General features: G+C 57.1%; 30 protein-coding genes and 4 pseudogenes. 17 read left to right on the forward strand and 17 right to left on the reverse strand.

All coding sequences use genetic code 11. The features are described from left to right. Positions 1 to 4 precede the first annotated feature (4 nt). A complete protein-coding gene (locus tag BN32_RS15120; RefSeq protein ID WP_040425825.1) occupies positions 5 to 1,090 on the reverse strand; it encodes an IS5 family transposase in 1,086 nt (361 codons plus the stop codon). Between BN32_RS15120 and BN32_RS25630 the strand changes: the two genes are divergently transcribed. Continuing rightward, positions 1,089 to 1,496 carry a tyrosine-type recombinase/integrase gene (locus BN32_RS25630; protein ID WP_179944847.1) on the forward strand — a complete coding sequence of 136 codons (408 nt, stop codon included), beginning with the start codon at positions 1,089 to 1,091 and terminating at the stop codon, positions 1,494 to 1,496. The genes BN32_RS15120 and BN32_RS25630 overlap by 2 nt on opposite strands. 16 nt (positions 1,497 to 1,512) lie before the next feature. On the opposite strand, the gene BN32_RS26250 is transcribed toward BN32_RS25630, so the two are convergent. The 3 genes from BN32_RS26250 to BN32_RS15135 all read right to left on the reverse strand — a co-directional run bounded on the left by BN32_RS26250 (position 1,513) and on the right by BN32_RS15135 (position 4,114). Further along, positions 1,513 to 2,565 carry an agmatine deiminase family protein gene (locus BN32_RS26250; protein WP_162161317.1) on the reverse strand — a complete coding sequence of 351 codons (1,053 nt, stop codon included), beginning with the start codon at positions 2,563 to 2,565 and terminating at the stop codon, positions 1,513 to 1,515. Positions 2,566 to 2,716: 151 nt separating this feature from the next. After that, entirely contained in the window at positions 2,717 to 3,421 is a 705-nt protein-coding gene (locus BN32_RS26840; protein ID WP_156946984.1) for a hypothetical protein, read from the reverse strand. A 201-nt stretch (positions 3,422 to 3,622) separates the two neighbouring features. Next, on the reverse strand, positions 3,623 to 4,114 hold the full coding sequence (locus BN32_RS15135) for a PH domain-containing protein (protein WP_019199487.1): 492 nt from the start codon (positions 4,112 to 4,114) through the stop codon (positions 3,623 to 3,625). 202 nt (positions 4,115 to 4,316) lie between these two features. On the opposite strand from BN32_RS15135, the gene BN32_RS26255 reads away from it, so the two are divergent. Beyond that, positions 4,317 to 4,559, forward strand: a complete 243-nt coding sequence (locus tag BN32_RS26255) for a helix-turn-helix domain-containing protein (protein ID WP_040426574.1) — start codon at positions 4,317 to 4,319, stop codon at positions 4,557 to 4,559. 116 nt (positions 4,560 to 4,675) lie between these two features. Here the strand turns inward: BN32_RS26255 and BN32_RS26845 are convergent, their stop codons facing one another. The 5 genes from BN32_RS26845 to BN32_RS15165 form a co-directional block, all read right to left on the reverse strand. After that, positions 4,676 to 5,182: a hypothetical protein gene (locus BN32_RS26845; RefSeq protein WP_040426575.1), complete on the reverse strand. Its 507-nt coding sequence runs from the start codon at positions 5,180 to 5,182 to the stop codon at positions 4,676 to 4,678. Between the two features lie 32 nt (positions 5,183 to 5,214). Next, positions 5,215 to 5,814, reverse strand: a complete 600-nt coding sequence (locus BN32_RS26850; RefSeq protein WP_040426576.1) for an SIR2 family protein — start codon at positions 5,812 to 5,814, stop codon at positions 5,215 to 5,217. 19 nt (positions 5,815 to 5,833) lie between these two features. Further along, entirely contained in the window at positions 5,834 to 6,280 is a 447-nt protein-coding gene (locus BN32_RS15155) for a TIR domain-containing protein (protein WP_019199486.1), read from the reverse strand. A 32-nt stretch (positions 6,281 to 6,312) separates the two neighbouring features. Beyond that, positions 6,313 to 6,897: a TIR domain-containing protein gene (locus tag BN32_RS15160; RefSeq protein WP_019199485.1), complete on the reverse strand. Its 585-nt coding sequence runs from the start codon at positions 6,895 to 6,897 to the stop codon at positions 6,313 to 6,315. 165 nt (positions 6,898 to 7,062) lie between these two features. Then, on the reverse strand, positions 7,063 to 7,752 hold the full coding sequence (locus tag BN32_RS15165) for a hypothetical protein (protein WP_019199484.1): 690 nt from the start codon (positions 7,750 to 7,752) through the stop codon (positions 7,063 to 7,065). 815 nt (positions 7,753 to 8,567) lie between these two features. On the opposite strand from BN32_RS15165, the gene BN32_RS26855 reads away from it, so the two are divergent. Further along, positions 8,568 to 9,119, forward strand: coding sequence for a hypothetical protein (locus BN32_RS26855; protein ID WP_156946985.1), 552 nt, complete (start codon positions 8,568 to 8,570; stop codon positions 9,117 to 9,119). Between the two features lie 221 nt (positions 9,120 to 9,340). Then, positions 9,341 to 10,143, forward strand: a pseudogene (locus BN32_RS26265) (IS5 family transposase). Between the two features lie 258 nt (positions 10,144 to 10,401). Here the strand turns inward: BN32_RS26265 and BN32_RS15185 are convergent. Then, positions 10,402 to 11,392, reverse strand: a pseudogene (locus BN32_RS15185) (IS701 family transposase); the annotation flags it as partial. Between BN32_RS15185 and BN32_RS15190 the strand changes: the two are divergent. The 6 genes from BN32_RS15190 (at position 11,286) to BN32_RS15215 (ending at position 15,096) form a co-directional block, all read left to right on the forward strand. Further along, positions 11,286 to 11,504 (forward strand): hypothetical protein, encoded by a 219-nt coding sequence (locus BN32_RS15190; protein ID WP_006023163.1) that lies wholly within the window; start codon positions 11,286 to 11,288, stop codon positions 11,502 to 11,504. The pseudogene BN32_RS15185 and the gene BN32_RS15190 sit on opposite strands and share 107 nt — an antisense overlap. 193 nt (positions 11,505 to 11,697) lie before the next feature. Beyond that, positions 11,698 to 12,216: an RNA polymerase sigma factor gene (locus tag BN32_RS15195; RefSeq protein WP_011995928.1), complete on the forward strand. Its 519-nt coding sequence runs from the start codon at positions 11,698 to 11,700 to the stop codon at positions 12,214 to 12,216. Positions 12,217 to 12,874: 658 nt separating this feature from the next. Continuing rightward, positions 12,875 to 13,018 carry a hypothetical protein gene (locus tag BN32_RS27755; RefSeq protein WP_244438184.1) on the forward strand — a complete coding sequence of 48 codons (144 nt, stop codon included), beginning with the start codon at positions 12,875 to 12,877 and terminating at the stop codon, positions 13,016 to 13,018. Between the two features lie 86 nt (positions 13,019 to 13,104). Beyond that, positions 13,105 to 14,322, forward strand: a complete 1,218-nt coding sequence (gene sorA / locus BN32_RS15205; RefSeq protein WP_006023166.1) for a SorA family sulfite dehydrogenase catalytic subunit — start codon at positions 13,105 to 13,107, stop codon at positions 14,320 to 14,322. A 10-nt stretch (positions 14,323 to 14,332) separates the two neighbouring features. Beyond that, on the forward strand, positions 14,333 to 14,647 hold the full coding sequence (gene sorB, locus BN32_RS15210; protein WP_006023167.1) for a SorB family sulfite dehydrogenase c-type cytochrome subunit: 315 nt from the start codon (positions 14,333 to 14,335) through the stop codon (positions 14,645 to 14,647). Positions 14,648 to 14,712: 65 nt separating this feature from the next. Then, positions 14,713 to 15,096 (forward strand): c-type cytochrome, encoded by a 384-nt coding sequence (locus BN32_RS15215; protein ID WP_006023168.1) that lies wholly within the window; start codon positions 14,713 to 14,715, stop codon positions 15,094 to 15,096. Between the two features lie 96 nt (positions 15,097 to 15,192). Here the strand turns inward: BN32_RS15215 and BN32_RS15220 are convergent, their stop codons facing one another. The 4 genes from BN32_RS15220 to copM form a co-directional block, all read right to left on the reverse strand. Next, positions 15,193 to 16,176: a malate dehydrogenase gene (locus tag BN32_RS15220; protein ID WP_006023169.1), complete on the reverse strand. Its 984-nt coding sequence runs from the start codon at positions 16,174 to 16,176 to the stop codon at positions 15,193 to 15,195. Positions 16,177 to 16,208: 32 nt separating this feature from the next. Further along, positions 16,209 to 16,676, reverse strand: a complete 468-nt coding sequence (locus BN32_RS15225; protein ID WP_006023170.1) for a hypothetical protein — start codon at positions 16,674 to 16,676, stop codon at positions 16,209 to 16,211. Positions 16,677 to 16,811: 135 nt separating this feature from the next. Beyond that, positions 16,812 to 18,248 carry a YVTN family beta-propeller repeat protein gene (locus BN32_RS15230; RefSeq protein WP_006023171.1) on the reverse strand — a complete coding sequence of 479 codons (1,437 nt, stop codon included), beginning with the start codon at positions 18,246 to 18,248 and terminating at the stop codon, positions 16,812 to 16,814. Positions 18,249 to 18,292: 44 nt separating this feature from the next. After that, the gene (copM, locus tag BN32_RS15235; RefSeq protein ID WP_006023172.1) at positions 18,293 to 18,676 is read right to left on the reverse strand and encodes a CopM family metallochaperone; all 384 of its coding nucleotides are present in this window, start codon (positions 18,674 to 18,676) and stop codon (positions 18,293 to 18,295) included. Between the two features lie 174 nt (positions 18,677 to 18,850). Here copM and BN32_RS15240 point away from each other — a divergent pair, with 174 nt between their 5' ends. The 6 genes and pseudogenes from BN32_RS15240 to BN32_RS27760 form a co-directional block, all read left to right on the forward strand. Then, positions 18,851 to 19,276 carry a nuclear transport factor 2 family protein gene (locus tag BN32_RS15240; RefSeq protein ID WP_006023173.1) on the forward strand — a complete coding sequence of 142 codons (426 nt, stop codon included), beginning with the start codon at positions 18,851 to 18,853 and terminating at the stop codon, positions 19,274 to 19,276. Between the two features lie 75 nt (positions 19,277 to 19,351). Continuing rightward, positions 19,352 to 19,858, forward strand: coding sequence for an RNA polymerase sigma factor (locus BN32_RS15245; protein ID WP_006023174.1), 507 nt, complete (start codon positions 19,352 to 19,354; stop codon positions 19,856 to 19,858). Next, positions 19,855 to 20,655, forward strand: coding sequence for an anti-sigma factor family protein (locus tag BN32_RS15250; RefSeq protein ID WP_006023175.1), 801 nt, complete (start codon positions 19,855 to 19,857; stop codon positions 20,653 to 20,655). The genes BN32_RS15245 and BN32_RS15250 overlap by 4 nt, the downstream gene beginning before the upstream one ends. 101 nt (positions 20,656 to 20,756) lie before the next feature. Continuing rightward, the gene (locus BN32_RS15255) at positions 20,757 to 21,839 is read left to right on the forward strand and encodes a YeiH family protein (RefSeq protein ID WP_006023176.1); all 1,083 of its coding nucleotides are present in this window, start codon (positions 20,757 to 20,759) and stop codon (positions 21,837 to 21,839) included. 10 nt (positions 21,840 to 21,849) lie between these two features. Further along, complete coding sequence (locus BN32_RS15260; protein ID WP_006023177.1) at positions 21,850 to 22,791, forward strand: LysR family transcriptional regulator; 942 nt, start codon at positions 21,850 to 21,852, stop codon at positions 22,789 to 22,791. After that, positions 22,775 to 22,975: pseudogene (locus BN32_RS27760) on the forward strand (cytochrome ubiquinol oxidase subunit I); the annotation flags it as partial. The gene BN32_RS15260 and the pseudogene BN32_RS27760, both read left to right, overlap by 17 nt. A gap of 343 nt (positions 22,976 to 23,318) precedes the next feature. On the opposite strand, the gene BN32_RS15270 reads toward BN32_RS27760, so the two are convergent. After that, entirely contained in the window at positions 23,319 to 24,371 is a 1,053-nt protein-coding gene (locus BN32_RS15270; protein WP_006023179.1) for an IS110 family RNA-guided transposase, read from the reverse strand. Positions 24,372 to 24,441: 70 nt separating this feature from the next. On the opposite strand from BN32_RS15270, the pseudogene BN32_RS15275 reads away from it, so the two are divergent. Continuing rightward, a pseudogene (locus BN32_RS15275) lies at positions 24,442 to 24,705 on the forward strand (IS3 family transposase); the annotation flags it as partial. Between the two features lie 597 nt (positions 24,706 to 25,302). Here the strand turns inward: BN32_RS15275 and BN32_RS15280 are convergent. Continuing rightward, on the reverse strand, positions 25,303 to 25,569 hold the full coding sequence (locus BN32_RS15280; RefSeq protein WP_011995933.1) for a conjugal transfer protein TraD: 267 nt from the start codon (positions 25,567 to 25,569) through the stop codon (positions 25,303 to 25,305). Position 25,570: 1 nt separating this feature from the next. Continuing rightward, the gene (locus BN32_RS15285; RefSeq protein ID WP_024920243.1) at positions 25,571 to 25,897 is read right to left on the reverse strand and encodes a conjugal transfer protein TraD; all 327 of its coding nucleotides are present in this window, start codon (positions 25,895 to 25,897) and stop codon (positions 25,571 to 25,573) included. Positions 25,898 to 26,032 lie beyond the last annotated feature (135 nt).

Raw genomic sequence — 26,032 nt, forward strand, 5'->3', positions numbered from 1 at the left:
GTGGCTAAGCGGCAAGCAGTTTGGGAATGCGGATCAGGTTATAGGCGATCAGATTGAGCAGGAAGTCGGCGGCGACGCGAGCGATGCCACGATGTTTGGTCTTGCGCATGGTCCCATGCTGCTTGCCCCATCCGAAGATGCACTCGACCATCGCCCGGCGTGATTGCGACATGCCATATCCTGGATGCCGCGTGGTTCGTTCGTCGATGGCGCTGTTGCGGTTCTTGCCGGTTTTGGTGACGGCCTGGTTCTGTGTCACATGCGGCGTCACGCCGATGGCGCGAAGATTGGCGACATGATCGGCCGTATCGTACGCCTTGTCCTCACCGGCCGTGATGCGGCGGCCTGCGGCTTTGCGTCTCGCCTTCAGCATGGTCTCCGAAGCCCGGCGTTCGGCGGTGCCATTGGCATGCGTGACCCTGCCGGCCACCGCCAGCCCATGCCGGTTCTCCATGGTGGCGTGGCCCATATAGCAAAGCTTGGCCTCCCGTCCGGCTGCCTTGCGATAAAGCCTGCTGTCCGGGTCGCTGGTGCTCGCATGGGTGTCGTTCTTGCGCTTCTGGCCGTGGAAGTTGGCGCCATCATCATCGTCGCCGCTACCGTCCTTGGGGCGAAAGCTTTTCTGCGAAGCCCAGGCTTCGATCAGCGTTCCGTCCACCGAAAAATGCTCGTCCGACAGCAGCGGCTTGACCTGCGGATGGTTCAGAAGCCTGGTCATGAACTTCGTGAACACATCGCCGTTCTGCAGCCGCTCCCGGTTCTTGGTGAAGGTGGTCGGGTCCCAGACCGGATCGTCCGGCGACAGTCCCACGAACCAGCGGTACAAAAGATTGTAGTCCAGTTGCTCCATCAACTGGCGTTCCGAGCGGATGCCGTAGAACACCTGCAGCAGCAAGGCGCTCAGCAATTGCTCCGGAGGGATCGAAGGACGTCCCTCGCTGGCGTAGAGCCTCCCAAGGCTGCGGTTCAAATCACTCAAAACATCCCGGACAAGTTCCCGCACCTTCCGCAGCGGATGGTTCGCCGGCACACGCTTATCCGGCGCGATGTACGAAAATAGGCCGCCCTGATCCGTAAACCTGCCCCGCATGATCATCTCTCCGCCGATTCGAGATGATAAAAGTGAATCATCAAGCCTCCTCCGTGGCGAGGGGGTTCTTCAGCAGACTGCTAGATCAATTGCGATCTTGCAGCAACTCAATCGCGAGCAATCTCCATCCGAATTCGTTTTTCCGGGGAAGACAGAACATCAACCATTATCGAATATGTCACTTTTAATGCTGCTGCGCCGTATGAAGCGCAAAGACATTACAGCTCACGGGTTCCGTTCCACATTCAGGGACTGGGTTGCAGAACACACGACTTACCCCAATGAAGTGGCCGAACTGGCACTCGCTCACGCGATCTCAGACAAAGTAGAAGCCGCATATCGAAGAGGCGATATGTTCGAAAAACGCCGAGCAATGATGGAAGATTGGTCGATCGTTTGCGGCTAAGCATTCGCCAAGCCACTTACAAACTACTTTGCTCGAATCTTGTACCCACAAACGGCTCTTGTTGAGTAACGCAATGAATACCTCCGCCGGCGATCGCAATTGGCGTCAGGTCAACAGACTCCGCCCTCACTTGGTTCTCAAAAGCTTCTTCAATGCTTGCCTTCGCATAATTGTCTTCTGCATTGTTTCCAAATCGGGGAATGATCAGCCCGCCATTCACGCACGCGAAGTTAGTGTAACTTAAGCAATGATCGATGTCGTTTGATTGGCTAGACCGAGAGATTTTCACTATTTCGCGGCTGAGACTCTGTTCGCGAAACCAACTCATTAAAGTCCGAGCGTTATAATCGCAGACGTCAAACTCCGGGTTACTTTCGTCCTCTACCCAACTAATTAGAACAGCGTTTTTGGCGAAGGCAATTACCGAGTCGATGTGCCCCGATGTAATCGGCTCGCTCCGATCTCCGGGAAGCCAGCACACCTGCGATCTGCCAGTCGCCTGTCGAATTTTTTCCTCTAGTTCCAACTTCGTATCGTGTGGATTTCTAGATCTATCCAGCAGAACACTTCTGGTCGTAAATACCGAAGAACTTTCATCAAATGCAAATGCACCACCTTCGGCGGTTATCAAGCTATCAACTTGGCGAGCATTGGATAGTTTGGAGATTTTCGAGCATAGACGAGCATCGTCTCCATACGAACCGAAATGTCGAATTCTGCGCCCCCAACCATTGAAATTCCAACAAATGGCAACTAGCGAATTGGACTCTACTCCGAAGGTTGGAAATGTATCCCGCACCCATACATCGTTATACTTCGCTGGCACTACTTCAACTGAATAGCGATCACTGGAGCGACGTTTAAACCGCTTCTCTAGCTTCGAAAGATCGCATTCCATCGCGACAATTGATACATCTTCATAATTGGCAATGACACGGACTAATCTATCGATACTGTCCTGACAAAGCTTCAGATTGGTCCCCTGAATTCCATTCCAGATATCGTGGTCCCACGGCCAAGCCAGCCATGTGCGGCGGTGATATTCATATTCAGGCGGAATTTTCCACATTTCTTGCGCTCCAAGTTTGAGGGCGCATAACATGATAGGAAAGTGCGTCAATCAACGCGTTTCCCCGCCTCTCGAAGCTGAGATAAAGTATGCCGTCGAACGACTCGCTCTCCGCGTTTCTCAGATCACCGGGCACCTGGAATGTAAGCGGTTAAGCACCCCCACAACGATGCTGTGAATCGGGAAGAGTCCAAGCCTCACCCGTTCTCATGTTTTGGGTGTTGTAAAGCTTTCCGCGCTCATCCCCTTTAGGACAATCGCTGGGTACCGCTTTCAGACACATCTTGACGGTATCCCCGATCTTTGATCGAATTATCGATGTCTCTTTTTCATAAGAGACTTGATACCCACCGTTACTGAATTGCACGGCGGTCCCACTCCAATCACCTGACGAAGATTGAATTTCTTTTCCAAACCGATCGCTGATCTTTGTAATCCGAGTTTCAACACACTGGCCAATCTTGGCTGGCAATGCGTTACTTTGTAAATTTTGTTCCGTTATTTGCGTCGGACACTTCTTATAAATTACTCCAGCAGTGTTCGATCGTCGACCCTCCGCCCACTGAATCCATAGGCTGTCTTTGGTTCGCTCGATAATCAAGCGATACTTCTTTCCGTCTTCACAGTTCACGAAGTAGTCGTATTGATCTTGTCCGTTCGGCCACTGATCAATCTTTCGGATTTTGCAGGCCAGTTCATGAAAATCGATCTTCCCCTTTGAGAAAGAGACAACCGAATCGGATGGCAAAGCGCAGGATGTATTGGGGTTTGAGGTGTACTGCGGATCATAATATCTCCCCAAAATCTCTGTCTGGGCTTCAACAGGCAGTACAACCAACCCAATTGCGATCAACATCCATCGTAACGACAATTCATCCTCCTAGAATATGACAATAGAAATTTTGCATTAGTTTGCACGGGGTCTGCGACGCCACAATTCTCCCTGTACGCCCATGAGAATTGTGACCCGGCTCCGGTGAGTGATTCGAGTGGAATTTTGGTTTGGAGACAGCATGACCATCCAACTAGGAGAGGTCTCGTTACTGAGACAAGCAAGCTATTGATACGGCATTGGGTCGACGTCGACTTCTCGTACGCCCCTGCGGCGGCGGCTTTGTTCAACCAAATTCCTGACAGTTTCGCGAATATCACGAGCCTTCTGAACGTAAAACATACGTAAAGACTGGTGTTTGGTGGTGGGATCGCTCGACAATAGTGTGACAATGCCGATATCAAATAATTGGTTGAGAATAGAGTAGTGAACTTTTACGTCTTTAATTCTGTAAAGTTCAATCTCGTCTGATGTTCTAAAAATGATACCTTCCTGAATTTTTATCCGTTGATTTGTGATCGTGTACTTCGTGCATCTATTTTGTATCCAGACGAAGAGTAATATTGGCAACCCGATCCCGTAAAAAAGGCAACCGGCGACAATCAACCATCCAGTAATCGTGCCAATGAGGTAGCGACCGGTAGACGGATGAAATTTAAGCAGTTCGGCTTCACCAGAATTTCCACTCATGAGAATTTCAAAGGTCTCTGAGCTCATCTTCAAAACCTCATTTTTTACATAGATGAACAATTTTCTAGTGGTTCACAGCACTAACGGTAGCATCTTAACTGTTGCTTGCAAGCCGTCGGCTTTAAACCCACATTTTAGATCGACTCTAAGTAATTAGAATTTCTGACGTTACGCATTTTGCGGCTTTAAAACCGTGGGCCTAAACCCCGCTTGACGCTCTTCTCGTGGGATGGATATTCGCCAACTCTTTGCGCTCAACCTCCGTCGGATTCGACAAGAGCAGGGATTCTCGCAGGAAAATCTTGCGCATGATGCAGATATCGATCGAGCGCATATTAGCAAGCTCGAGCGGAGTAAGGCCTACGCAGGTCTTGAAGTAATCGAAAAATTAGCGGTCGCGCTCCAAGAGCCGCCTGACTCATTCTTAAGACCACTCACGAAACGAGCCGCAAGGAAAGAGCCGTTAAAATAGCGTCGGGCCGCAGGTAGTCCGAACTTTCTCAGGAAACAGAATCAATATACTCACTACGCTGATCCCGCTTTGATGAGATCTCGACTTAATTCGAACAATAGTGTCGAAGCTAAATACTAATCCGAGCTACTCATTCCTTCTGAAACCAATTCAATAAAGCGGATAACACGCGAAACAATTTGGTTTGGAGTTCCAGCTTTTGACAATGCCTGCAGAGCAGTGACTAATCCGGTTATCTTTGGATAGTGATCCGCCCTAATCGAAAACATAATCCTATAGATTTCTCGTGCGACGTAGCCGGTTGCTCCAACCGGTACAACAAGCAAACCCATCTCAGTGGCAATCTTGAACTCTTCAAGCATTCCGTCAGATGGAAGAATGTCGCCGTTATTTCCCTTCTTATTGCCGAACAAAAATACAGCAACACCAGCCTTTGATAAGATGTCCCTCCGATAACTTCGCCATCGCTTCTTCCGAGTTCCAGCATCGGCTATCGCGTATGGGAACGGTCTAAGGATCAAGCGGTCACTGATGGTTTGCGTTCCCTCTTTATCCAATTGTTCTAAGACACCGTTCACGATATGGTGGCCCACACCTAGTCCAAAGCCCGTGATGACATTCATTCCTGCTTTAGTAAGTCGTGCACCCAGCAAATTCAGGAACTCGTGAAGCTAAATCCCAAAAACAGAAATGTCTTTGACACAAGATCGCCGCGTAACGCTGTAGAGAAGAGCTGGCCTCGACGGCTAGAGCTGTAAGACTCATAATCGTCTTTCGTTAGAACTGCGCTAGCGGGGTTTGATACATCACCGTGCATTTTGTACAGGAGAGCATCTCTCCTGGGAGTGGTAGTAGCGAGGTTCTCAGGAGTAATATTCACGTCAACTTTCTTACCCGCTTCACGAAGGGCCGTTTCGATTAAGACATCATAATTCGTTGTCCAGAATGTATCGATCGGCAGGCGTGCAAGTATTCGATGATTCTCCGTTATCTTCGCACGCTCCGAAAACTCATTGACTAGTAGTTGATTTATACGCTGACGCCCGCCCTGCTCATTGTAGTAATACTGAGCGACAGCGACCAAATCCGTCTCACGCTCGACGTCCAGTCCAATTTCCCTCGCAATGGAACGTAAAAGCTGCTTCCAGTTGACCAATCCTGCAGGAATAGAAAGGCCTGCACCGGCAAGGACTGCGGCGTTGCGATCTGCCAATGCCTGAGAGTAAACCTTGAGAAACTCTTCGACCGTTGCCATTGGGCATTAAACCTTTTGGCTATTTTCCGGCTGCTTTAGCAGCCTCTTCTATTCTTTGGGCAAGCGTTCTGGCATCAACATATTTGTAAACCAGAGCTCCGGCGGCGATCAGCTTCGCAGGCGTTTTCCCAAGGAAATCCGTTTGCCCGTCTTGCCCTTTTAGTTGATTGATTTGGATTCCCACTAACCCATTTCCGCGATCAATGGATTTCTGGATTTCGTAATTGATAAACTTACGACCAGCGGTGTCAGAACCGATAAAAACGACAGTTACGCTTGTGCCATGCAGCGCCTTGTCAATCATGCCTTGGATTGCTGCGTCACCTTTGCGTTTTGATTCTTCCCAAAGCGAGGCATCTTTAAATCCCGCAGCCGCGGTGCCTATAATATTCGGTAGATTTCGAATCTGGTTCACCCGCCAAACATCGTTCTGGTAGTGGAAACTAAAAAATACAGTTCGGGCCATTTAATCAGTCCTCAATAAATCCGCGGAGAATCTTAGCCGATCCATTTGCTGAAATTATTATAGCCGTCGTTCGCTATCCAATCGTAGTGTGAGTACATTTGGGAGAGCTTGAAGCCCTTACCTCTGTATTGGATGGGAACGCCGCCAGTGCGATAGGAGGCGCTTCCATCAATTTCAGCGTATTCAATCCATGCGTTATTGTTGTACTGCAGCAACGTGCCCGTATCCCCGCTTTCCGAGTATCTCACTCCTAAGTAGTCCAGTGGATTGGGCCCAGGTAGCTTTGTCTTCTGATCTCGCCCCTTGATCGAATTAATCCCCACGGCAAGTATGCTGTTCCCTTTTCGAAAGCTCTTGAGAATTTCGTACCGGACCCAAGGTCGAAGATAGGTCGCTGAGCCAACGAGCACGCAAGTAGTGGACGTTCCCTCCAATCCACCGTTGATGAGCCGCTTAAGCGCTACCGTTCCTGTTTTCTTTGCGTCTTCCCAGATCGAAGCATCGAAAAATCCCGACGCCCCTCTATCGGGTTTCGTCATCCAGTGTTGGCGAACCACGTTGGCTCGGAAATCAACTACGTCCTGATAATGGAAACTGAAGAAAACTCGCTTTGCCATGGAAGGTGCTTTGTAATTCGTTTGATCTATCTCTTAGTTCACAGACCGAATCGTCATGGAGTCAAGAGCAGCGCCTCTCCCAAAATTAGCCAACGCTCTTAGTCCCATCCTGTCTTGATGTGTCGCCTGCCATAAAACCTAGTAGAACTAACTATAGCATCGCGGTCACATCTGAATATCTAGAGCAGACCAACTACGGCTGGTCACCCACTCAGGCTCTTCGAACTGTTCAAAGTTTGCCAATGCGACGACAAGCTTTTTGACTGTCTCAATTGATTCCTTCGCATCACGCGCCCGTAGACCGAGCTGATCGATTAAGGGCGGCAGGATATAACCGTGACTGACCTTAGCCCGCTTGACCTTGTAGTGCATGAGCGCGTTTCGGCGCTTCACTAGAGTCTGGAGTCCCTGAAACGGTTGTTGACCCGGATCAAATGTTGGCTTTGAAACGAGCGAGGGATAGAAGAGCCACTTGCCAGTAATTGCCAGCTTATCGAACTCTTCAAATTTCCTTCCGACGAGAGCTTGTTCTGCGCGCATATTGATGTGTGCCTCGACCGAGGCTGCGCAAAGCATGTGAATGACAGCCACCTCTCTAATCAGATCGGTAGCGGCACAGTCTACTGATTGCCAATGTCGGTCGATGGTGACGCATAAGTCATGAAGCTCTCCCTCTCGTGACGGGTCACCATCCATCTCTGACGCCTTGTCGTTCGCATCGGATAAAATCTTCGCCCATTTATCGAACTCTTTATCCGCCTTCTCAGCGACCGCGATTCGCTCCTTTGCCTGATGAAAATATACGGCATCAAGAGAGAGCGTAACTCCTATGTCGCCGTGCATTGGCTCAATCATTCTGCAAACCCATTATTCTTACCAAATGGAGGTAACTACCACACCCTCCCGCCAATGCGCCTACTCGTAGGAACTTATGAACCCTAGCATCTGACCGTTTGACGACTGAGTGCGCTCGCTTGAAGAGACCGTCGTATCCATCCTGCCCGAGTTGAGTAATTTTCATTTCTCGATCGGCGTTTAGCGACGAAAATTGCAAAATAACTTCAGTATTATTATATCGGATGTAACGCACCATAACCGTTGCTCTGCCTGCAACAGGCAGATGCATTAGCAAGTGAATTCAACAGTTTGATCGGCGCGAGATTCTTCTTAGAAAATCGCGACAAGTAAACTCAAAAATGGCTCCTAGAGATTGGCGGCAATCAAGTCGCCACATCAACAGGAGTATTCAATGAGAGAAATTAAGCAAACCAGTTATTCCCCAAGGGAATTCGCTAAACGCAACGGAATTGGGGTCACCAAAACGTACAGCGAGATCAAGGTGGGCCGCCTGAACGCTCGCAAATGTGGTGCTAGAACCATCATCACATTAGAGGACGAACGAGCATGGCTAAATGCTTTACCGGTTCTCAGTCGATCACAGACCTAAACTGAGTGATTGGAAGATTTCCCGACGAATTACTTGCACAGCAACTTTGATGTGAGACAATTCGCATCAATAGTTGCTCGTTGGCAACTTACATTATGTTCGATCTTGGATTCGATTATTCATCGACACGATCGATTGACCAACCACCATCCATATCAATCGATTTAACCTTCGTCTCCGACGAGGGACAGATTCTGTTGTCAACAACGCCTTTAAGGAAAAAATGAAAATACAAAAATTAATTACTACTACTGCAATTGCAGAGCACTTTGAGAATCACTTTTTTGAAGTTCAGAAGGCAATTCCAAAAGAAGAATTCGCCCAACATTTATATTTTGTCACTGCCCGATTTGACCTACCTGGCCACGGAAATCTGGCTCGCAATCAATTGGACGAATTTGGGAGACTTTACTTTCGATTGGCTCGCAAATTATTTGGAAACAATTTGGGAAGAAAGCGAAGAAAGCTTCCGCTTTGCTATGCCTTTCTTGATGCAGAAGGCTCTAGAGTTGGAGTGTCTGATATCTTCAATTGTGAGATGCCCCATGTGCACGCGATCATTTTGATCCAACCTCAACATCGCCAGCAGTTCGAGGAAGCATTTGCAGTATCGAACGTACAATTTCTAATACCGCTTAGAAGTATCGAAATAAGCGCATTCGATCACTTAAAGGGATCGCTGGGGAATTTGATTTCCTATTCGATGAAAGGCTACCGCCACGCACAATCTTCCCATTATCAAAAGGAAGACCTGTGGCAGCTGTTCCCCCGGTAAGGGCGGCGGTTAGTTGTGGGGCAACTTGTGGGACGGCACAGGCGCTATCTGAATAGGGCCGATGTCAGAAGGGTCTATTGAGAGCACTGGCGGGCCGCGACCGATAGTGATGATCACTACGTTTGCGCTATCTCCACCCAAGGTACTCTTTAGGTCATCAACCCATAAAACTGTAGCGCCGACGCGGCGTTGGCTGATTCAAGGTAGCCGGAGGTGCTGCCATGAAGCCACGTCGCTACGAGATCACGGACTTCGAGTGGTCGATCATCGCGCCGCTGTTGCCGAACAAGCCGCGGGGTGTGGCGCGTGTCGATGACCGCAGGGTGCTCAATGGGATTTTCTGGCGGCTGCGCACCGGCTCTCCCTGGGCCGACATCCCTGAGCGCTACGGGCCGTGTACGACCTGCTACAACCGCTTTGTGCGCTGGCGGAAGGCCGGTGTCTGGGATCGGCTGTTCGCGGCTGTCTCGCGGGCCTATGATGGCGACCTGCAGATGATCGACAGTTCGTCGATCCGCGTTCATCAGCACGCGGCCAACGTCAAAAAGGGGGTGCGGCGGAAGCCGTCGCTGGGGACGTCACTCCTGCCCGATGCATGGGGCGCTCGCGCGGCGGACTGACCACCAAGATCCACGCCGTGGTGGACGCCAACGGCAACCCCATCGCGCTCAAGCTGACTGAAGGCCAGGCGCATGATGGTCGCAGTGCTGCTGATCTGCTGGACAGCCTCGGCGCAAACCAGATCCTGCTCGCCGACCGAGGCTATGACAGTGATGCCCTGCGAGTGGAAATGGCCGAGCGCGGCGCCTGGGCCAACATCAAACCCATGCCGAACCGGGTAAACATCCCGGCCTTCAGCCCCTGGCTCTACCGCTACCGCAACCTGGTCGAACGCTTCTTCAACAAGCTCAAGCATTTCAGGGCCGTCGCCACACGCTTCGAAAAGCACGACGACAACTACCTCGCTCTCGTCAAACTCGCCTCAATCCGCATCTGGTTGCGACATAATGAGTCGGTGACCTAGCGCGCCCCAGGTACCCAGCCCCCCATCTGGCGCGAGGTTCCCTGTCATGGAGATATCAACGATCATCATCTGGCGCAGGTGATCCGCCTGGTGGAGGCGGGATGATCGGCCCCGGCGGGGCGACCCAGTGTATTTGGCCTGTGGGACGGACCGACACTTTGGAAAATACCGCCGCTCCCGGCGCCACGAACGACGAGACTTCGTGCAAGGCATAAGGCATATGTTCGGCTCTGCATCGCTGCGCCATGCGACCAAGCACTACTTTGGCAGTTTCATCGATGGCTCCCTCGAAACCTTATGCGGCAGTGCGGACATCGCTCTGGCGGCGGCTTTGGTAGGAGAGCCGCGATGACGGCGCGTCTGACGGCCGGCAGGCTCGGTTGAGGCGGTCCGCGATGGACTCTTTTTTCCCGCCTGGCTTGGGCCAGGCGCCGGTGCTGGAAGAAGGCATAGGCGATCATGGTCATCAGCGCATGTCGGTGGAGCCCTTGCCGCCCTCGATGTGGTCGAGACCGAGTTCCTCCTTCATTTGCTGATGTGCCTGCTCGCACACCCAACGCGCCTTGATGGAGGCCGCAAGCGTCTTCAGCTCGGTGTCGCCTGGCAGGTTGGACAGATAGTACTTGCGCTCGCCGGACGATCTCAACTCACCGATCAGCCACGCTTCCTCGCCGGGCATGTGCTGCTGCCCCTTGACGAGGATGCGCTGCGGCTCGCCGTCGGCGACCCGGATGCGCGTGGCGGCAAAGGCGGCCTCCAGCGGCCCCTTCGTCCCGATGCGCCAACTCAAGCTCGTCCAGGACGCATCGGCCAACATTGTCTCGGCTGGGATCGACAGCGTGTCGGGGATCGGGTTTTTGCGCGGGCGACCATGGCCGGCTACCGGAAAGATCAGAGAGACATCGATCGGATAGACCTTCTGGTGCCTGGGAATGCCGACGGTCCAGAGAAGTTTGCGTGCGCTGAGCCCCTGACGGAACGGCGCAGAGAGGCCATAGCCGGCATCGGCAAGCACGGTTCCAAACCGCACGCCCACTGCCGTCAGCCGATCGATCTCTTCGAGCGCCATCTCAGGCTTCGTGCGTGCCTTGCGCCAGATCTCCGGCACGCCGGCATGCTCCATAAACGGTGGAAATCGCACGATGAGCATCATTTCCGAAGTCGCTAAGGAACTGCTCGGGATGTTTCTCGCCGATGCCAGCCTGACCACGACGACTCTGGTGCTTGTCGCAATCGTAGCCGGCCTCTTCCTTACGCTGCGCGTCGAGCCATTGCTGGGTGAGGGCGTGCTTCTCCGTGGCTGCCTCGCGACCCTGGTCGAGGCAGTAGCGCGCGAGGCAAGACGTCGGCGTCACTCGTGACCTCACTCGTTCGATCAATACCGGCGCGGCTTCGCATCTGCGGTCGATGCGGCTGTTTCGACATCGGCCGCTGATCCACTGGCCCTGTCAGAAGCTCGGCGATGGAAGTAACCTCTGCAGGCTGCTATGATTGAGAACCGTTCACGGGTTCAGTCCGGCTTTATCGGCGCAGAGACGACATGGTGAACAGCGATTGCTTCGACGCATTGAACAGCACCTGTTGAAGAATTGGAGCCTCCTTTGGGGCTATGCCCTGCGCCTGACGGGCGACCGGGAATCCGCTTCAGATTTGGTGCAGACGTGTGCAGTGAAAGCGCTTGCAAGCGCCTCGCCCCCCTGCGACGAAATTGCCGCCCGTATATATCTGTTCAAGGTTATTCGAAACGCCTGGATTGATGATTTCCGCCGCGCCAAAGTGCGGTGTGACGATTCTGCAGTCAAACCATTGGACGGAACCGTTTGGAATTACGATGACAGGTTGATCGCTGAAATTACCGTGCGGCAGGCTGTTGCACAGATCGAGCCGGTCTATCGCGAAATCATCGAGATCGTTGATCTTGCCGGCTTCCGCTATGTGGAGGCCGCGGAAATACTCGATATTCCCCTCGGGACTGTGATGAGCCGCTTGAGCCGTGCGCGGGCGGCGCTGCTCGACCGGATTACGGCCGACAACATTCGCCCCATTGCGACAGACAGACGCCATGCCAGATGAAAAGCCGATATCCGAGAGTCTCCCAGACACCATGACCTGGGAGATTCTGAACGCTTATGTCGATCAGGAGCTTGATCCCCGACGAGCGGCCCTCGTCGCTGACGCTGTGGCCCGCGATCATGGCCTGGCGGCGCGCGTCGCCACATTGAGCAAGCTCAGGGCGACGGCGAGAGAAATGCCCCCTGCATCGCATGCGCCACCGCCGCTTGCGCTCCGGACATTTGCCGGATTTTGGTCCCTGCGCGTCATGGCTGTAGCAGCGTCTATTCTGCTCGCCGTCGTCCTTGGCAGCACTCTCCTTTGGCGTGGGCCTGCGGGGGAAAATGCATCCAGAGACGCGGCCGATGCTATCCATCTCGAATGGCTTTCCGATCAGTCCCTCCCTCCGAAAGACGCTCCTATCGAGTTCGCTTTGGCTTCGCGATTTATGGGAACATTGCCCGACTTGTCCGCCGCGAACCTCAGATTGGTGTTTTTGTCGGCGGAACCAGTGGTGGAGGGCCATGGGGTCTTTGGCGGTTACGTTGGCCCTCACGGATGCCGGCTCGGTCTATCGATCACGCCGTCGCGCGGGGGCGACACGACTATCCGGGAGGGCCGGGAGCCGGGCGGCATGCTCATTCGCGCCTGGCGGTCTGACGGGGCGGAGTACGCGATCATGAGCCACAGCATGGATCCGGACAGGCTCGACCGCCTGGCGCTGATTGTCGCTGAACTGGTGCGGCAGCGTGGTCCGACGACGGACGAGCAGGAGATTGCCTTGCGCGCGACGGAGACCGTCGGAAAGGCGTGCGCGGTTTAGGATGGTGTGTCGAGGCGAGGGAATAAAAGTCCGGGGCTGTCCGTCTCTACTGATGAAACAAGGAATGTCTCTTAGGGAGGAGCGCGATGTTGAACAGACGGCAGATGCTGAAATCTGCGGGCGGTACGGCCTTAGGAATCGGTGCGGGGCTTGCCGTGGGGGCACGACTCACGGCGTTCGCCGCGGAAACCGTGACTCTGCCCTTCGCCAACGGCGACCGTGAGCTCGTCGCCTATCCGGGCAAGCGGCCTCTGATCAGGCTGACGACCCGGCCGCCTCAGCTCGAGACGCCCTTCAGCGTCTACAATGACGGCTTGATCACGCCAAACGATGCCTTCTTCGTGCGCTACCATCTTGCGGATATCCCGACCGAAATCGATCCGGAGAGCTTCCGTGTCGAGGTCAAGGGCAAGGTCGATAAGCCGCTGTCCTTGTCGCTGATGGACCTCAAATCCCGCTTTGACGCGGTCGAGCTGGTCGCTGTCCACCAATGCTCGGGCAACAGCCGCGGGTTCTTCGAGCCCCGCGTTGGCGGCGGACAAGCCGGCAACGGGCTGATGGGAAATGCGCGATGGAAGGGGGTACCTCTCAAGGCCGTGCTGGACAAGGCCGGCGTGCAAGCGGGCGCGGTTCAGGTTTCGTTCGGCGGTCTCGATGGTCCCGTCGTGCCGGATACGCCGGATTTCGCGAAGGCGCTCGATATCGACCACGCGCGGGATGGCGAGGTCATGCTCGCCTATGAGATGAACGGCGCCGAATTGCCTTGGCTCAACGGCTATCCCCTGCGCCTCGTGGTGCCCGGTTTCTATGGCACCTACTGGGTGAAGCACCTCAACGAAATCACGGTGCTCGACAAGCCGTTCCAAAGCTTCTGGATGGACACCGCCTATCGCATCCCCGCGAATGCATGCGCCTGTACGGAGCCCGGCAAGGCACCCACTGCGACAGTCCCGATCAATCGCTTCGACGTGCGCAGCTTCATCACGAGCGTTCAGGACGGGGCGAAATTGAAGGCGGGCGAGCTTGCTTTGCGCGGAATCGCTTTCGATGGCGGCTACGGCGTCAGCGACGTCGAGGTCTCGGCAGACGGTGGAAAATCCTGGCAGGCCGCGTCGCTCGGCGAAGACCTCGGCAAGTACTCCTTCCGTGAGTGGAAAATGACGATACCTCTCCAAAAGGGCGCTCACACTCTGATGGTCCGCGCGGTCAACCGGATCGGCCAGTCGCAACCGATGGAGCCGCTATGGAATCCGGCAGGCTACATGCGCAACGTCGTCGAACACACACGCATCGTTGCAGCATAGGGAGGAAACCATGAGACACAAAGTTAAAATCGTTTCGGTGAGCTTCCTTGCAGTAGCCTTGGCCGGTGCGGCGCTGGCTGCGCCGAAGACCTATCAGCTCCCGGACGAGACAGCCACGTTCAGGCCCGGATCTGGCCCCGGTTTCGAGGCTGCCCAGAACAACTGCGCAGCCTGCCATTCGGCCGACTACATCAATTACCAGCCTCCGAAGAAGGGCAAAGCGTTTTGGGAAGCGGAGGTTCACAAGATGATCAAGGTCTACAAGGCTCCGATCGAAGAAAACGACGCCAAAGCCATTATAGAATATCTCTCAAATACATATTGAGAATGCTGTCCTGCGCGGCTTGCCGCGCAAGGCAACATCGAGGACGCTTAAATAAGGATGCTTTTGTGAAAACGATCTTGCTCGTGCTTGCTGTGGCCGGTGTCGCGTCCGATGCTTACGCCCAGGATGCGGCCTCAGGTGAGAAAGTCTTCGCGCAATGCCGCGCGTGTCATCAAGTTGGACCGAATGCCAAGAACGCCGTCGGTCCTGTGCTCAACGGCCTCATGGGTCGGAAGGCGGGGACTTACGAAGGGTACACCTACAGCCAGGCTATGAAGGATTCAGGGATCACCTGGACCGACGACAGCTTCTCTACCTACATCATGAACCCGAGGTCAAAAGTTCCTGGCACGAAGATGGCGTTTGCAGGCGTGAAGGATCCTGGCAAGGTGGCTGACCTGTTAGCCTACTTGAAGCGGTTCGACGCGAACGGCAACAAGGTGCCCTGATGCTCTCGCCGCGTGGGGCTTGTTGGCTCGACGGCGCCGCAACAAGAGAAAAAAGTCCGAGGCGTCTCTATCCACCTTGATCCAATGCGAAGAGTCTCAACTCACAAGGGCGCGGACGGCCTCGCGTTCCTCAATCAGCTCTGCAACGGTTCGATCCAGCATCACGCGAGCATATCCACGGATCTTCAAGTCTGCCACGCGGGCATATTGCCCCTCGGCGCAAATGGCTGGACTGCCGCAAAAGAGACCTTCGGGAATTCCGTAAGAGCCGTCCGAGCATAGTCCCATCGAGACCCAGTCGCCGCCGCTGCCATTGATCCAGTCGCGCATGTGATCGATAGCGGCATTCGCCGCCGACGCCGCGGAGGAGGCGCCGCGCGCTTCGATGACGGCCGTCCCACGGCGGGCGACCTGTGGGATCAGTGTCTTGTGATACCAGTCATGGTCAGCGACGATGTCGGCAAGCGGTCGGCCGGCGACTGTCGCATGAGACCAATCCACGAACATGGTCGGTGAGTGATTGCCCCATACGACCAGTCCTTTGATCTCCTCCAGCCCGACCAGCGCTTTTCGCGCGAGCTGGGCCAGCGCGCGGTTATGATCGAGGCGGATCATCGATGTGATATTCTCGGAAGGAAATTCAGGCGCGTGCTCGCTCAGGATCATTGCATTGGTGTTTGCCGGATTGCCAACCACCAGCACCTTCGCGTCCAGTTTGGCGACGTCGTTCAGGGCCCGCCCTTGCAGTCTGAAGATCTCGGCGTTGGTGGCAAGCAGGTCGCGCCTTTCCATCCCCTTGGACCGCGGACGCGAACCCACCAGAATCGCAGCATCGATGTCGCGGAACGCAAGTCTCGCATCGTCGGTCACGGCGACGTCCGCAAGCAGGGGAAACGCGCCGTCCTCAAGTTCCATCACGACGCCGCGAAGCGCCGGCTGAACCTGGGGAAGGTCGAGCAGCCGCAGAGATATGGGCTGGCGCGGGCCGTAGAGCTCTCCCCTGGCAATGCGGAATAGCAGGGAATAACAGATCTGTCCCGCAGCTCCTGTCACGGCGATCTGTTTTACGTGCCCGGTCATCAGTTTACTCCTTCCCATGGTCAGGTCTGGTCTCAAATTCCCGCCCAAACGGCGCACAGGATGATGGCAGTGCCGCCGATTGCGAGCGCCACCGGCATCATGGCGATCTGCATCATGGCCTCGCGGCCGGTTATCCGTCCGGTGGCAATCTCAACCTCGCCGTCAAGAAACTCTCGAACGCTGCGATCCTGCTGGCGTTCGGGGGTCATGTTTCGCCCCATGACGGCGCCGCCGACGAGCAGCCCGAAATACATCACGCTGAGCACGAAAATGACCGCGAGGATCAGGGATGTCTCGCCGCCGGCAAAAGCAAGCCACGCGGCAACACCCAGCCAGGCATAGGCAAGAAGCGGGATCGCGATCGCGATGGGATGGACGCGCGTCGCCGGTAGCAGATAGGGGGTCGGATCCGTCTTTGCATATTCGGGGGTCCCGACCGATGCGGTTCGTGGTGTTTCAGCCGGGAAAGTTGTTGTCGTTCGAAGTGCAATGGTAGCCATGATCGGTCTCCTTCCGAGGGCAGCGGCTCTCGCGAGCCGCTGCGTTTCGTTCTTGGGAGAAGATGGATGAGTCCGATCAATCGATCCAACGCATTAGTTTCGTCGTTCCGTTCGGCAAAAGCGAACGATTAGCAACTATTGGAGTTTCTGAACTTGCACAATTGCGCCCGGCTTGGCGCCCGCGCCCTCCGCAATCACAAGATATCGCCGCGCAGAGGCATCGCCGGTCTCGACAGACGTGCGCAGCGGGCCAACCGCATTGACGATCGCCGCGCCGGCGGGATTGCTCATGAAATTGGCGAGCGGCTCAAGAGCGCCCTGTCCCTCGGCGTCACGCGAAAGGGCCAGAACATAGGGCTTCTTCGGCTCCAGGCCGGTCGCCGCCGCCTGGAGAACCTGAACGAGCCCCTGGTCAAACAGCGAAACCTGGGTCACACCCTTTCCATTGATCCCGGTCAAGACCAGTTGCGTCGGCTTGTTGGCTGCGGCGAGCGGCTGGAGGTTGGCGCGGCCATCGCCCTTCTCGACCGCGTTGGGAACATAGGCGACGCCCTGCGGCGCCTGACCTATCGGGATCGTGGCGATCACTTTGTTGGTCGCCGTATCGATGACTGTGGCAGCGTCGGCATTCTCGAGACCAACATAGACGCGGCTGCCATCCCCCGACGGCCACAAGCCGTGTGGCAGCGACCCGACCGGGATGGTCGCAACCTGCTTGTAGTCCGAGGTGTCGAATACCTTGATTTCGTTCAGGCCGCCAATCGTGACATAGGCGAATTGGCCCTTGGGATTGCGAACAATGTTGACATGATTGGTGATCGGTCCCGTATCGATGACCTTGAACACGGAGAACGGAGGCTTGGCGTCAAACACCATGACCTTGCCGACATCCTTCAGGGTCAGCCAAACTTGGCGCCCGTCGGGCGTGGCTGCGATGTCCGGGCAAAACGGACTTTCCTGCTTGACCCGTCCGACGATCTCCTTGGTCGCCGTGTCGATGACGACCGTTTCAGGGCTGAAACTCGAGCAGACATAGCCATAGCGTCCGTCAGGAGAAAAGATCGTCATGCCCGGACCGTTCGGAACCGTGATCCGGCCGGTTTCGGTGAAGCTCTGTCCGTCGAGAACCGAGATATAGTTTTCCCCGCGAACGCTCACCCAGACTTCCTTGCCGTCCGGGCGGAAGAACGCTTCGTGCGGCGAGCGCCCAACATAGGTCACGTGTTTGACCGCATTCGACTCGGTATCGATAAAGCTGACCGAATTGGAGCCGATCGAGATGACGGCGAGGGTCTTGTGATCGGGGGAGAAGCCCATGCCGTGGACGAGGAGTTGCCCGCGATAAAGCGGGCTCAAATTGGCCGGGGTCTGCTCGCCCAGCTTGATCACACCGAGAACCTCGTTGGTGGAGGGATCGACAACCGAGACGGTGTTGGAGAATTGGTCGGAGGTGTAGAACCGGTCGCGGCTGCTGACCGCGATGTCGGGCGCTTCGGCGGATCCGGGCGCCTGACCGGCAAAGGCCGGGATCGCGGTCGACGCCAGAATGGCAAGTGTGAGAAGTGACTTCATGACCGTTTCCTTCGTTTTAGGATTGAGTTTTGGGAATGGTGCGATCAGGGCTTTGCGGTCGATGCTGAGGTCGGCTCGCTGAGGATCTTCCGCATCACCGCAATTTCTTGACGCTGTTCGACGATGATTCCCTGCGCCAGCCGACGCAGCCGTTCATCCGTACCGAAGCGGAGCTCGATCTCGGCCATATCGATCGCGCCCTGATGATGAGGAATCATCATCGCCGCGAAATCGCGGTCCGGATTGCCCGTCGGTTTTACGGCCATCATGGCGTCGTGCATTCTCGCCATCGCGGCATCCATTACGGCGCTGAAGGTTGTTTCGTCTGCATGTGAGGTCGCGCCATGCTGGTGTAAGTCGGCAGCAGCAGCCCCGGCAATGGCGCTCGCCGCGACAAGGCCGAGGAGAAATGTTCGAATTGGTTTCATGCCAGTGTCTCCTTTGAACGAGAGGGAGACAGTGCCGGCACGCGATTATTCCCTCGCGCGCAATCTTCGTGAACACGAGACCGTGAGCGGGAAGGAGATTTTTTGCTCGGTCATGGAATATGCCGGCGGCGGAGCTGTCTCTAGAGCGTCAACCCCGTTCAAGGAGAACTCTTCATGCGCCTACCCACTCTCGCCGTTGCGGCCGCAGCCCTGGCAATCGCCGCATCCCCGGCCTTTGCCGGTCCCGCTGAAGACATGGCCAAGGCCCGAATCGCCAGCATCGCCAAGGGCGACGTCGCGGCGGTCGTCGGCGCCTATGCGCCGTCCGCCACCCTTCACTGGGTCGGCGGACCTCTCGACGGGACATACGCGAGCCCCGACAAGCTCAAGGAGGTCTGGACGAAGTTTGCCGGAGCGCAGGGCGATCAGAAAACCACGATTGCGGCGCTCAGTGAGGCGGCGAATCCCAAAGGAGCCACCGTGACCGCCGATGTGGTCTTTACGGGCAAGAATACCGTGAAGGTGCGGTATATTCTTCTTTACAGGGACGGGAAACTCGCTGACGAGATCTGGCAGGTCAATCCGAACGCGAGCTACTGACCCCGATTCACGATGATCTGTTCGGCGAGGTATGCCGTGCCGGCGTCCTCGCCGAATGGATGAGGAGCTCAAGGGTTGGACGAGATCGCCAAGCTGATCGAACCGCAGATTCCTGCCTTGCGCAGGTACGCCTACGCGCTCGTCCGTGACCATGACGCCGCCGACGACCTGGTGCAGGACTGTCTTGAGCGGGCCGTGTCGCGCTGGTATCTGCGCCGCGACGACGGTCACCTGCGGGCCTGGCTGTTCACGATGCTTCGAAATCTCTACATCAATTCCTATCATCGACAGAAGCGTCGGGGCACTCGCGTTCGTCTCGACGAGTCGATAATGCCGAGCGTGGCACCAAACCAGACCGATCAGCTGGAGATGAACGACGTTCTATCGGCGCTCGAAAGGCTGCCCGAGGATCATAAGTCGATCCTTCTGCTGATCGGGGTCGAGGACCTGTCCTATGAGGAGACGGCGAGAGTGCTTTCGGTGCCGGTCGGCACCGTCATGTCTCGCCTGTCTCGTGCGCGACAAGGACTGCGCGCATTGCTGAGCGGTTCGCGCGTAACCCCGCTTCGGAGGGTCAAATGACGAATACGCCCCTTCCGATCGGCGAAGACGATCTGCAGGCCTATGTCGACGACCGCCAGAGCGAGGTCCGGCGATCAGAAGTCGATGCCTACCTTGCGGATCATCCGGAACTCGCGGCCCGGCTGGCGGAGGACCGTGATCAGCGCGAGACGCTGCGCCGTCAGCTTGCAGGCAAATTTACCGAGCCAATCCCGTCCCGCTTGAGGGTCGCTAATATCCGCCTTTCGCGTCGGCACAAACGCGGCGTTTGGCTGCGAAACGGTATCGCGGCCGCCTTCTTACTGACCCTGGGTGGCGGGGCGGGATGGATTGCGCGGGGCACGGCGCCCGTTGAGATGCCACCGACGGTCGCCGTTACCCGCGACGCCGTTGCCGCCTACCGCACCTTTGTCGTCGAGGTGAACCATCCCGTCGAGGTGCGTGCGTCGGACGAAGCTCACCTCGTCCAATGGTTGTCAAAGCGGCTGGGGCGGCCGCTTCGTGTTCCGGATCTTTCAAGGTTCGGCTTTCGTCTGATGGGCGGCCGGGTCCTCCCGGCGGCGAGCGAAGCTGCGGCGATGCTGATGTATGACGATGACAACGGCACGCGTCTGACCGTTTATGTGCGCGCCGCGGCGACTGGGGAGACCGCTTTCCGGTTCTGGAAAGAAGGCGACGTTTCTACCTTCGCCTGGCTTGACCAGGGCTACGGATTTGCGGTTTCGGCAGCTTCGGATCGCGACCGTTTGTTCCCGATCGCCGAGGCGGTTTATAAGACCCTCGATGGTGGGGTCTCTGTTCCGCGGCGAGACGGGTGATGGCCAATCGTTCGACACAGGCGAACAAAACGACAAAAACAATGCGTTGGATCGATTGATCCGCTCGTGTGATTGCTCCCGGGCCATTAGGGGACAACACAATGACCGCACTCGCTCGACAGCAATATGAAGACCAACCGGAACTGCTGCCACCGGGCCGCCTTCATCCTCACAGGATCGAAGGTAAGCCGCCGCGCGCAGCCTCGGTCTGGCCGGGGCTTTTCTTGACCGCCGCGGTCGCCGGAGCCGCGTTCGCTCTTCGGCAGGTGCCAGGCGTTGCCGCTTTCAGCCCGATGATCCTGGCGATCCTGATCGGGATCTTCTTTAACAATGTCGTCGGCACGCCGGTGCGCGCGAAAAGCGGAGTGACCTTCTCGCTGCGCAAGATCCTGCGTCTCGCCATCATCCTGCTCGGGCTCCAGTTGACCGCAACGCAGGTGGCGGAAGTCGGCTCGACCGGCATCGCTGTCATTGTGCTGACTCTGATTGCAACCTTTGTCTTCACGACGTGGCTTGGCCGGCTAATCGGGGTGGAGCGCAAGCTCGCGCAGCTGATCGCGGCCGGCACGTCTATCTGCGGCGCGTCGGCGGTTATTGCCACCAATACGGTCACTCAGGCTCATGACGAGGACGTTGCCTACGCCGTCGCCTGCGTCACGGTTTTTGGTTCGATCGCGATGTTTGTCTATCCGCTGTTGCCGGCGCTGCTCCATCTCAACCCACACGGCTACGGTCTGTGGGCGGGCGCGTCGATACACGAGATCGCGCAAGTCGTCGCCGCGGCATTCCAGGACGGCAAGCAGGCCGGTGATTTCGGCACGATCGCCAAATTGTCGCGCGTCATGATGCTGGCGCCGGTGGTTATCGCCTTGGGTTTATTGGCGGCGCGTAGGGCAGAACAGCATGGCCATGGCTACGTGCGCGCCAAGCCGCCGATGCCCTGGTTCGTTCTCGGCTTCATCGCGCTCGTTGGTGTCAATAGCGTGGTGACCGTTCCCGTAGAGGCAAAGACGATCATTGTGATGGTGACGACCTTCCTGCTCTCGATGGCGCTCGCCGCCATGGGTTTGGAGACTGACCTTCGCAAGCTGCGTGCTAAAGGCGTTCGGCCCTTCCTGCTCGGTCTTGCATCCTTCCTGTTCATCGCGAGCTTCAGCTTGATGCTTGTGAAGATGACGAGTTGAGAGCCTTCCGATGACCCTCGAACAACTGCGGATCTTCGTCGCCGTCGCCGAGCGGGAGCACGTCACGCAGGGCGCGCGCGATCTGAACTTAACGCAATCGGCCACGAGCGCGGCGATCGCCGCGCTCGAGGCTCGTTATGCAACCAAGCTTTTCGATCGCGTTGGACGCCGCATCGTTCTGACCGAGGCCGGGCGACTGTTTCTCAGCGAAGCGAAGGCGGTGCTCGCCCGTGTCCATGCTGCCGAGAAGGTCCTGACGGATCTTGCCGATCTGACCCGCGGCTCGCTCGTCATCGCAGCCAGTCAGACCATTGCGAATTACTGGCTTCCGCCGTTCATCAAACGCTTTCGGTCGCAGTTTCCTGGCGTGGCCATCACTCTCACCATCGACAATACCGATGGCGTCGCCCGACGGATCAATGAAGGCTTGGCTGATTTAGGGCTGGTCGAGGGCGAGATCGACGACCCGTCTGTCTCGGTCGCGCCATTCGCCGAGGATGAGCTGGTTCTCGTCGTGCCGCCGGATCACGCGTGGGCCCATGATCCCCGGCGACAGCCGGCCGAGCTCGGTGTCGGCCCCTGGGTTCTGCGCGAGCATGGCTCCGGCACGCGCGCCATCTTCGAAACCACCTTGTCACAATTCGGACTAGCACCACGAGACCTCGCGATATCTCTCGAACTGCCCTCCAATGAAGCCGTCCGCTCCGCCGTCGAGGCCGGCGCTGGCGTCACCGTCGTGTCCGGCCTGGTGGTCAGCAACGCACTGAAGGCAGGAAGCCTCGTGCAGGTGAAGCTCGATTTGCCCAAACGGCGCTTCTTTGCCTTGCGCCACAAGGAATTCTCCATGACGCGCGCCCAGCGCGCCTTCCTGGATTTGATCGCGCCCAAGCCATCTTTGACGCAACGTCATGTGCCAGTTCCGTCAAGAGGGCGAAATGACCAGCTATCTTGATCCGGTAATTCTCGCTCGCGCGCAATTCGCGTTTCCGGTGTCGTTCCATTTCATCTTCCCTGCCTTTTCGATCGGCCTGGCGAGCTATCTGATGGTCCTGGAAGCCTTGTGGCTGACGACCGGACGGGGAGTATATGCCAATCTCTATCGTTACTGGATCAAGATCTTTGCGGTCGTGTTCGGCGCCCGCAAGCTTCGGGCGCTGGAAGATGAGAACGTCAAGCTGAAGAAGCTGTTGGGCGAGGCGATGCTCGACAACGCGATCCTGAAGGATGTTGCCGCAAAAAATGTATGACCCGCCCCATCCTTGCAAGAGCCTTTAAGCCGATGTCGAACAGTTTGCATAAATGTATCCGGCCTCTCGCGAGTGGGCCGCTGTTGCGGCCAGGCCATGATGAGATGCGCACGCCGTTCCCGAATAACTGGCTTCGGGCTGGAGGCCCGTTTTTTTGCCCAGGGCTTACGGTGCGCCGATCAACTGTCTCGTCATCAATTTCCCGAACCTCGCAATTGGTCGAGGACGGTCGTCAGGCCGAGGCCGGCGCCCGCCGCTCGTAGATTGTGCCCGGCTTGGTGATCACCACCCAGGCGACTCGGGCCATCTTGGCGGCAAGCGCCACGACGGCCTTGTTGTTGTGCATTCGCTTCTGCAACCCGTCGAGCCAGCCGCCGAGGCGGTCCCGGGTGCGGTCGAGATGAAGCAGGCATGATCTCGCACCATGAACGAAGAGGCGACGCAGATACGAGCTGCCCCGCTTGCTGATCCCCAGCATCGTCGTTTTCCCGCCGGTGGAGTACTCACGAGGTACAAGCCCGAGCCAGGCGGCCATGTGGCGCCCTTTGCGGAACTGCGTTCCCTTGCCGGCCGCCGCGAGAAGCCCTGTGGCCGCAAGAGGGCCGATGCCCGGGATTGTCATCAGGCGCCTTGCGGTGTCGTCCGTGGCCGCGACGTCCTCTATCTCACGCGTCACCTCGGCGATGCGGGCTTCGAGCCCCCTGACATCCTCGAACAGGCTTGCCAGCAGACGCCGCATCGCTGGCGTCAGGTCGTTGCTCTCGTCCGCCAGCACGGCGGGAAAGTCAGACTTGAACCGGCCAGCACCCTGATGCATCGCGATCCCGTACTCGAGGCAGAAGGCCCGCATCTGGCAGATCACGCGGGTCCGTTGCGCGACAAGACGGTCACGGACCCGGTGGAGGGCCTGGAGGTCGACCTGCTCGGGTGATTTCACCTCGACGAAGCGCATCGTCGGACGCGAAACCGCCTCAGCGATAGCCTCGGCATCGATCTGATCGTTCTTGTTGCTCTTGATGTAGGGCTTCACGAACTTCGCCGGCACGATGCGAACCGTGTGCCCAATCGCCTGGAGCTTACGCGCCAGCCATTGCGAACCGGGGCACGCCTCCATCCCGACGACGGTTGGAGCTGCGCGCTCGAAAAATTGCACGAGCGTCTCGCGCCGGAAGGTTGCTCGCTGGACTGGTGTGCCGGCGGCGTCGAGGCCGCAGTCGTGAAAGAGGTTCTTGCCCAGATCGATGCCGAACACAGCGGCATCGTGTGGCTTGTTGCGGATGGCCATTTGCTGCTCCCTTCTATCGGACTCTGCCTCATCAGAATGAGGCGGGGAGACGGGGCGGACCATCCCATTAATGCTGACGCCCGCCGCGAAGCGGGAGGCCGTGGCGCATGCCTGCACGGAGCACGGTGTGAGCCAGCGGCGGGCGTGTGAAGTCCTTGCGGTGGACCGCTCGAGCGTGCGCTACAGGTCCGTTCGCTCTGACGACGCCAGTCTGCGGGAAGCGATGAAGATGATGGCGTCGGAACGCCGCCGCTTCGGCTACAGGCGCATCCATGTGATGCTCCAGCGCCAGGGTATCTCGATGAACCTCAAGAAGCTCAGACGGCTCTATCGTGGGCTTTGGCGCCGCGACTTAATCGCGGAAGCGGACGCCGCGCTGATCAAGGCGAGGACGCTTGGCCCATCGGTTTCGCGCATTTTGCCGGCCCAGTTGTAGCGCACCTGGTGCTCGCGGCGGGGTCTGAAGGAACCGCCGCCCTGGGCAGCCGTTCTGTCGCTACGATCAGCTTCTGGAACTGCGCGACGACCTGATCGTGCGGCTGAACCGAGCGGTCGACCGGCCGAGATCGTAAGCGCCGCTGCCGCACTGTGCGAAGTCGAATCGCTCGCGTCACAATCTCTTGAAAACTTTCTTCCCTATCACGCGGTACGGGCCGATCTTTTCGCCCGCACTGGCCGAACTGACGCGGCGCTGGTCGCATACCGCAAAGCCCTTGCGCTCGAGCCGAGCGTCGCCGAAGCGCGCTGGCTTGAACGCAAGGCGCCAGCGCTCAAGAGGATTTAAGGAAAGGCTATTGTGTCGTCCATCACATCGCCACAAGACTTGAAAACATCACCCTCATCGTCGTCAGTCTACGATTTGAATTTTCGGTCCAAATCTCGGTTTGAGAACAGTGACTGATGTGTGTTCGGCGCTGATGCCCCCCATCGGTCATGCCCGACCATGGTGCCCTTGCGCGACGGTGGGCGTCTCTTCTTTCCGTTGCGCTGCGAACGCTTCTTTCCCCTTTTCGGCCCAGAGCATGCGGGCCTGTTCGCCATGATCGCTTTGCAGCTTGTCGGCCATCCAGAGCAGCGCGCCGTAGATCATGGCGCGGTCGTTGCCTGTCAGGTCGACGATCCCGGCCTTGACGACGAGGCCGCCGAGTTCGATCAGATGTCGCGTGCGCTTTCGGCGCTCCACCTGCCAGGCGCGCATGTCATGCCGCGCCCGCGCCGCCAGATGCCGGTTGCGCGCGGCCCGGTTGCGGTTGAGCGCTGCCCGCGTCGCGGTCAGACGCTGATGCAGCTCGCCGCGACCGGCCCTGAAAGAACGCGGCGCCACGCTTGGCCCATGCCTCCCTCTTTCCGGCGTCTTTGGTTTCGGCCAGCACGATCAGCGCGCCCGCCAGTTCGTCGGCGCTGAGGGCGTCGGCGCCGGTCGAGATGACCAGTTCGCCAAGCTGCTGCACCTTGCGGGCTTTCAGGTCTCGCGCCTTGTCTTCAAGCGACTTCAGTTCCGCGTCGAAGTCCCGTGGCTTGCGCATCATGTCCTCCATAAGCTGTTGATGGAGCGATGATAGTTGAGGGCCTGCCAGAATGCTGTAAGGTTGCCGGGACGGGCTGGAACGGCGCGAGCAGTCCCGAGAAATTAGTTTCGAGGGCGCGCTTATACGTCGTTC

Origin of the sequence: Afipia birgiae 34632 (assembly GCF_000308295.2) — a bacterium.
Classification (GTDB): domain Bacteria; phylum Pseudomonadota; class Alphaproteobacteria; order Rhizobiales; family Xanthobacteraceae; genus Afipia; species Afipia birgiae.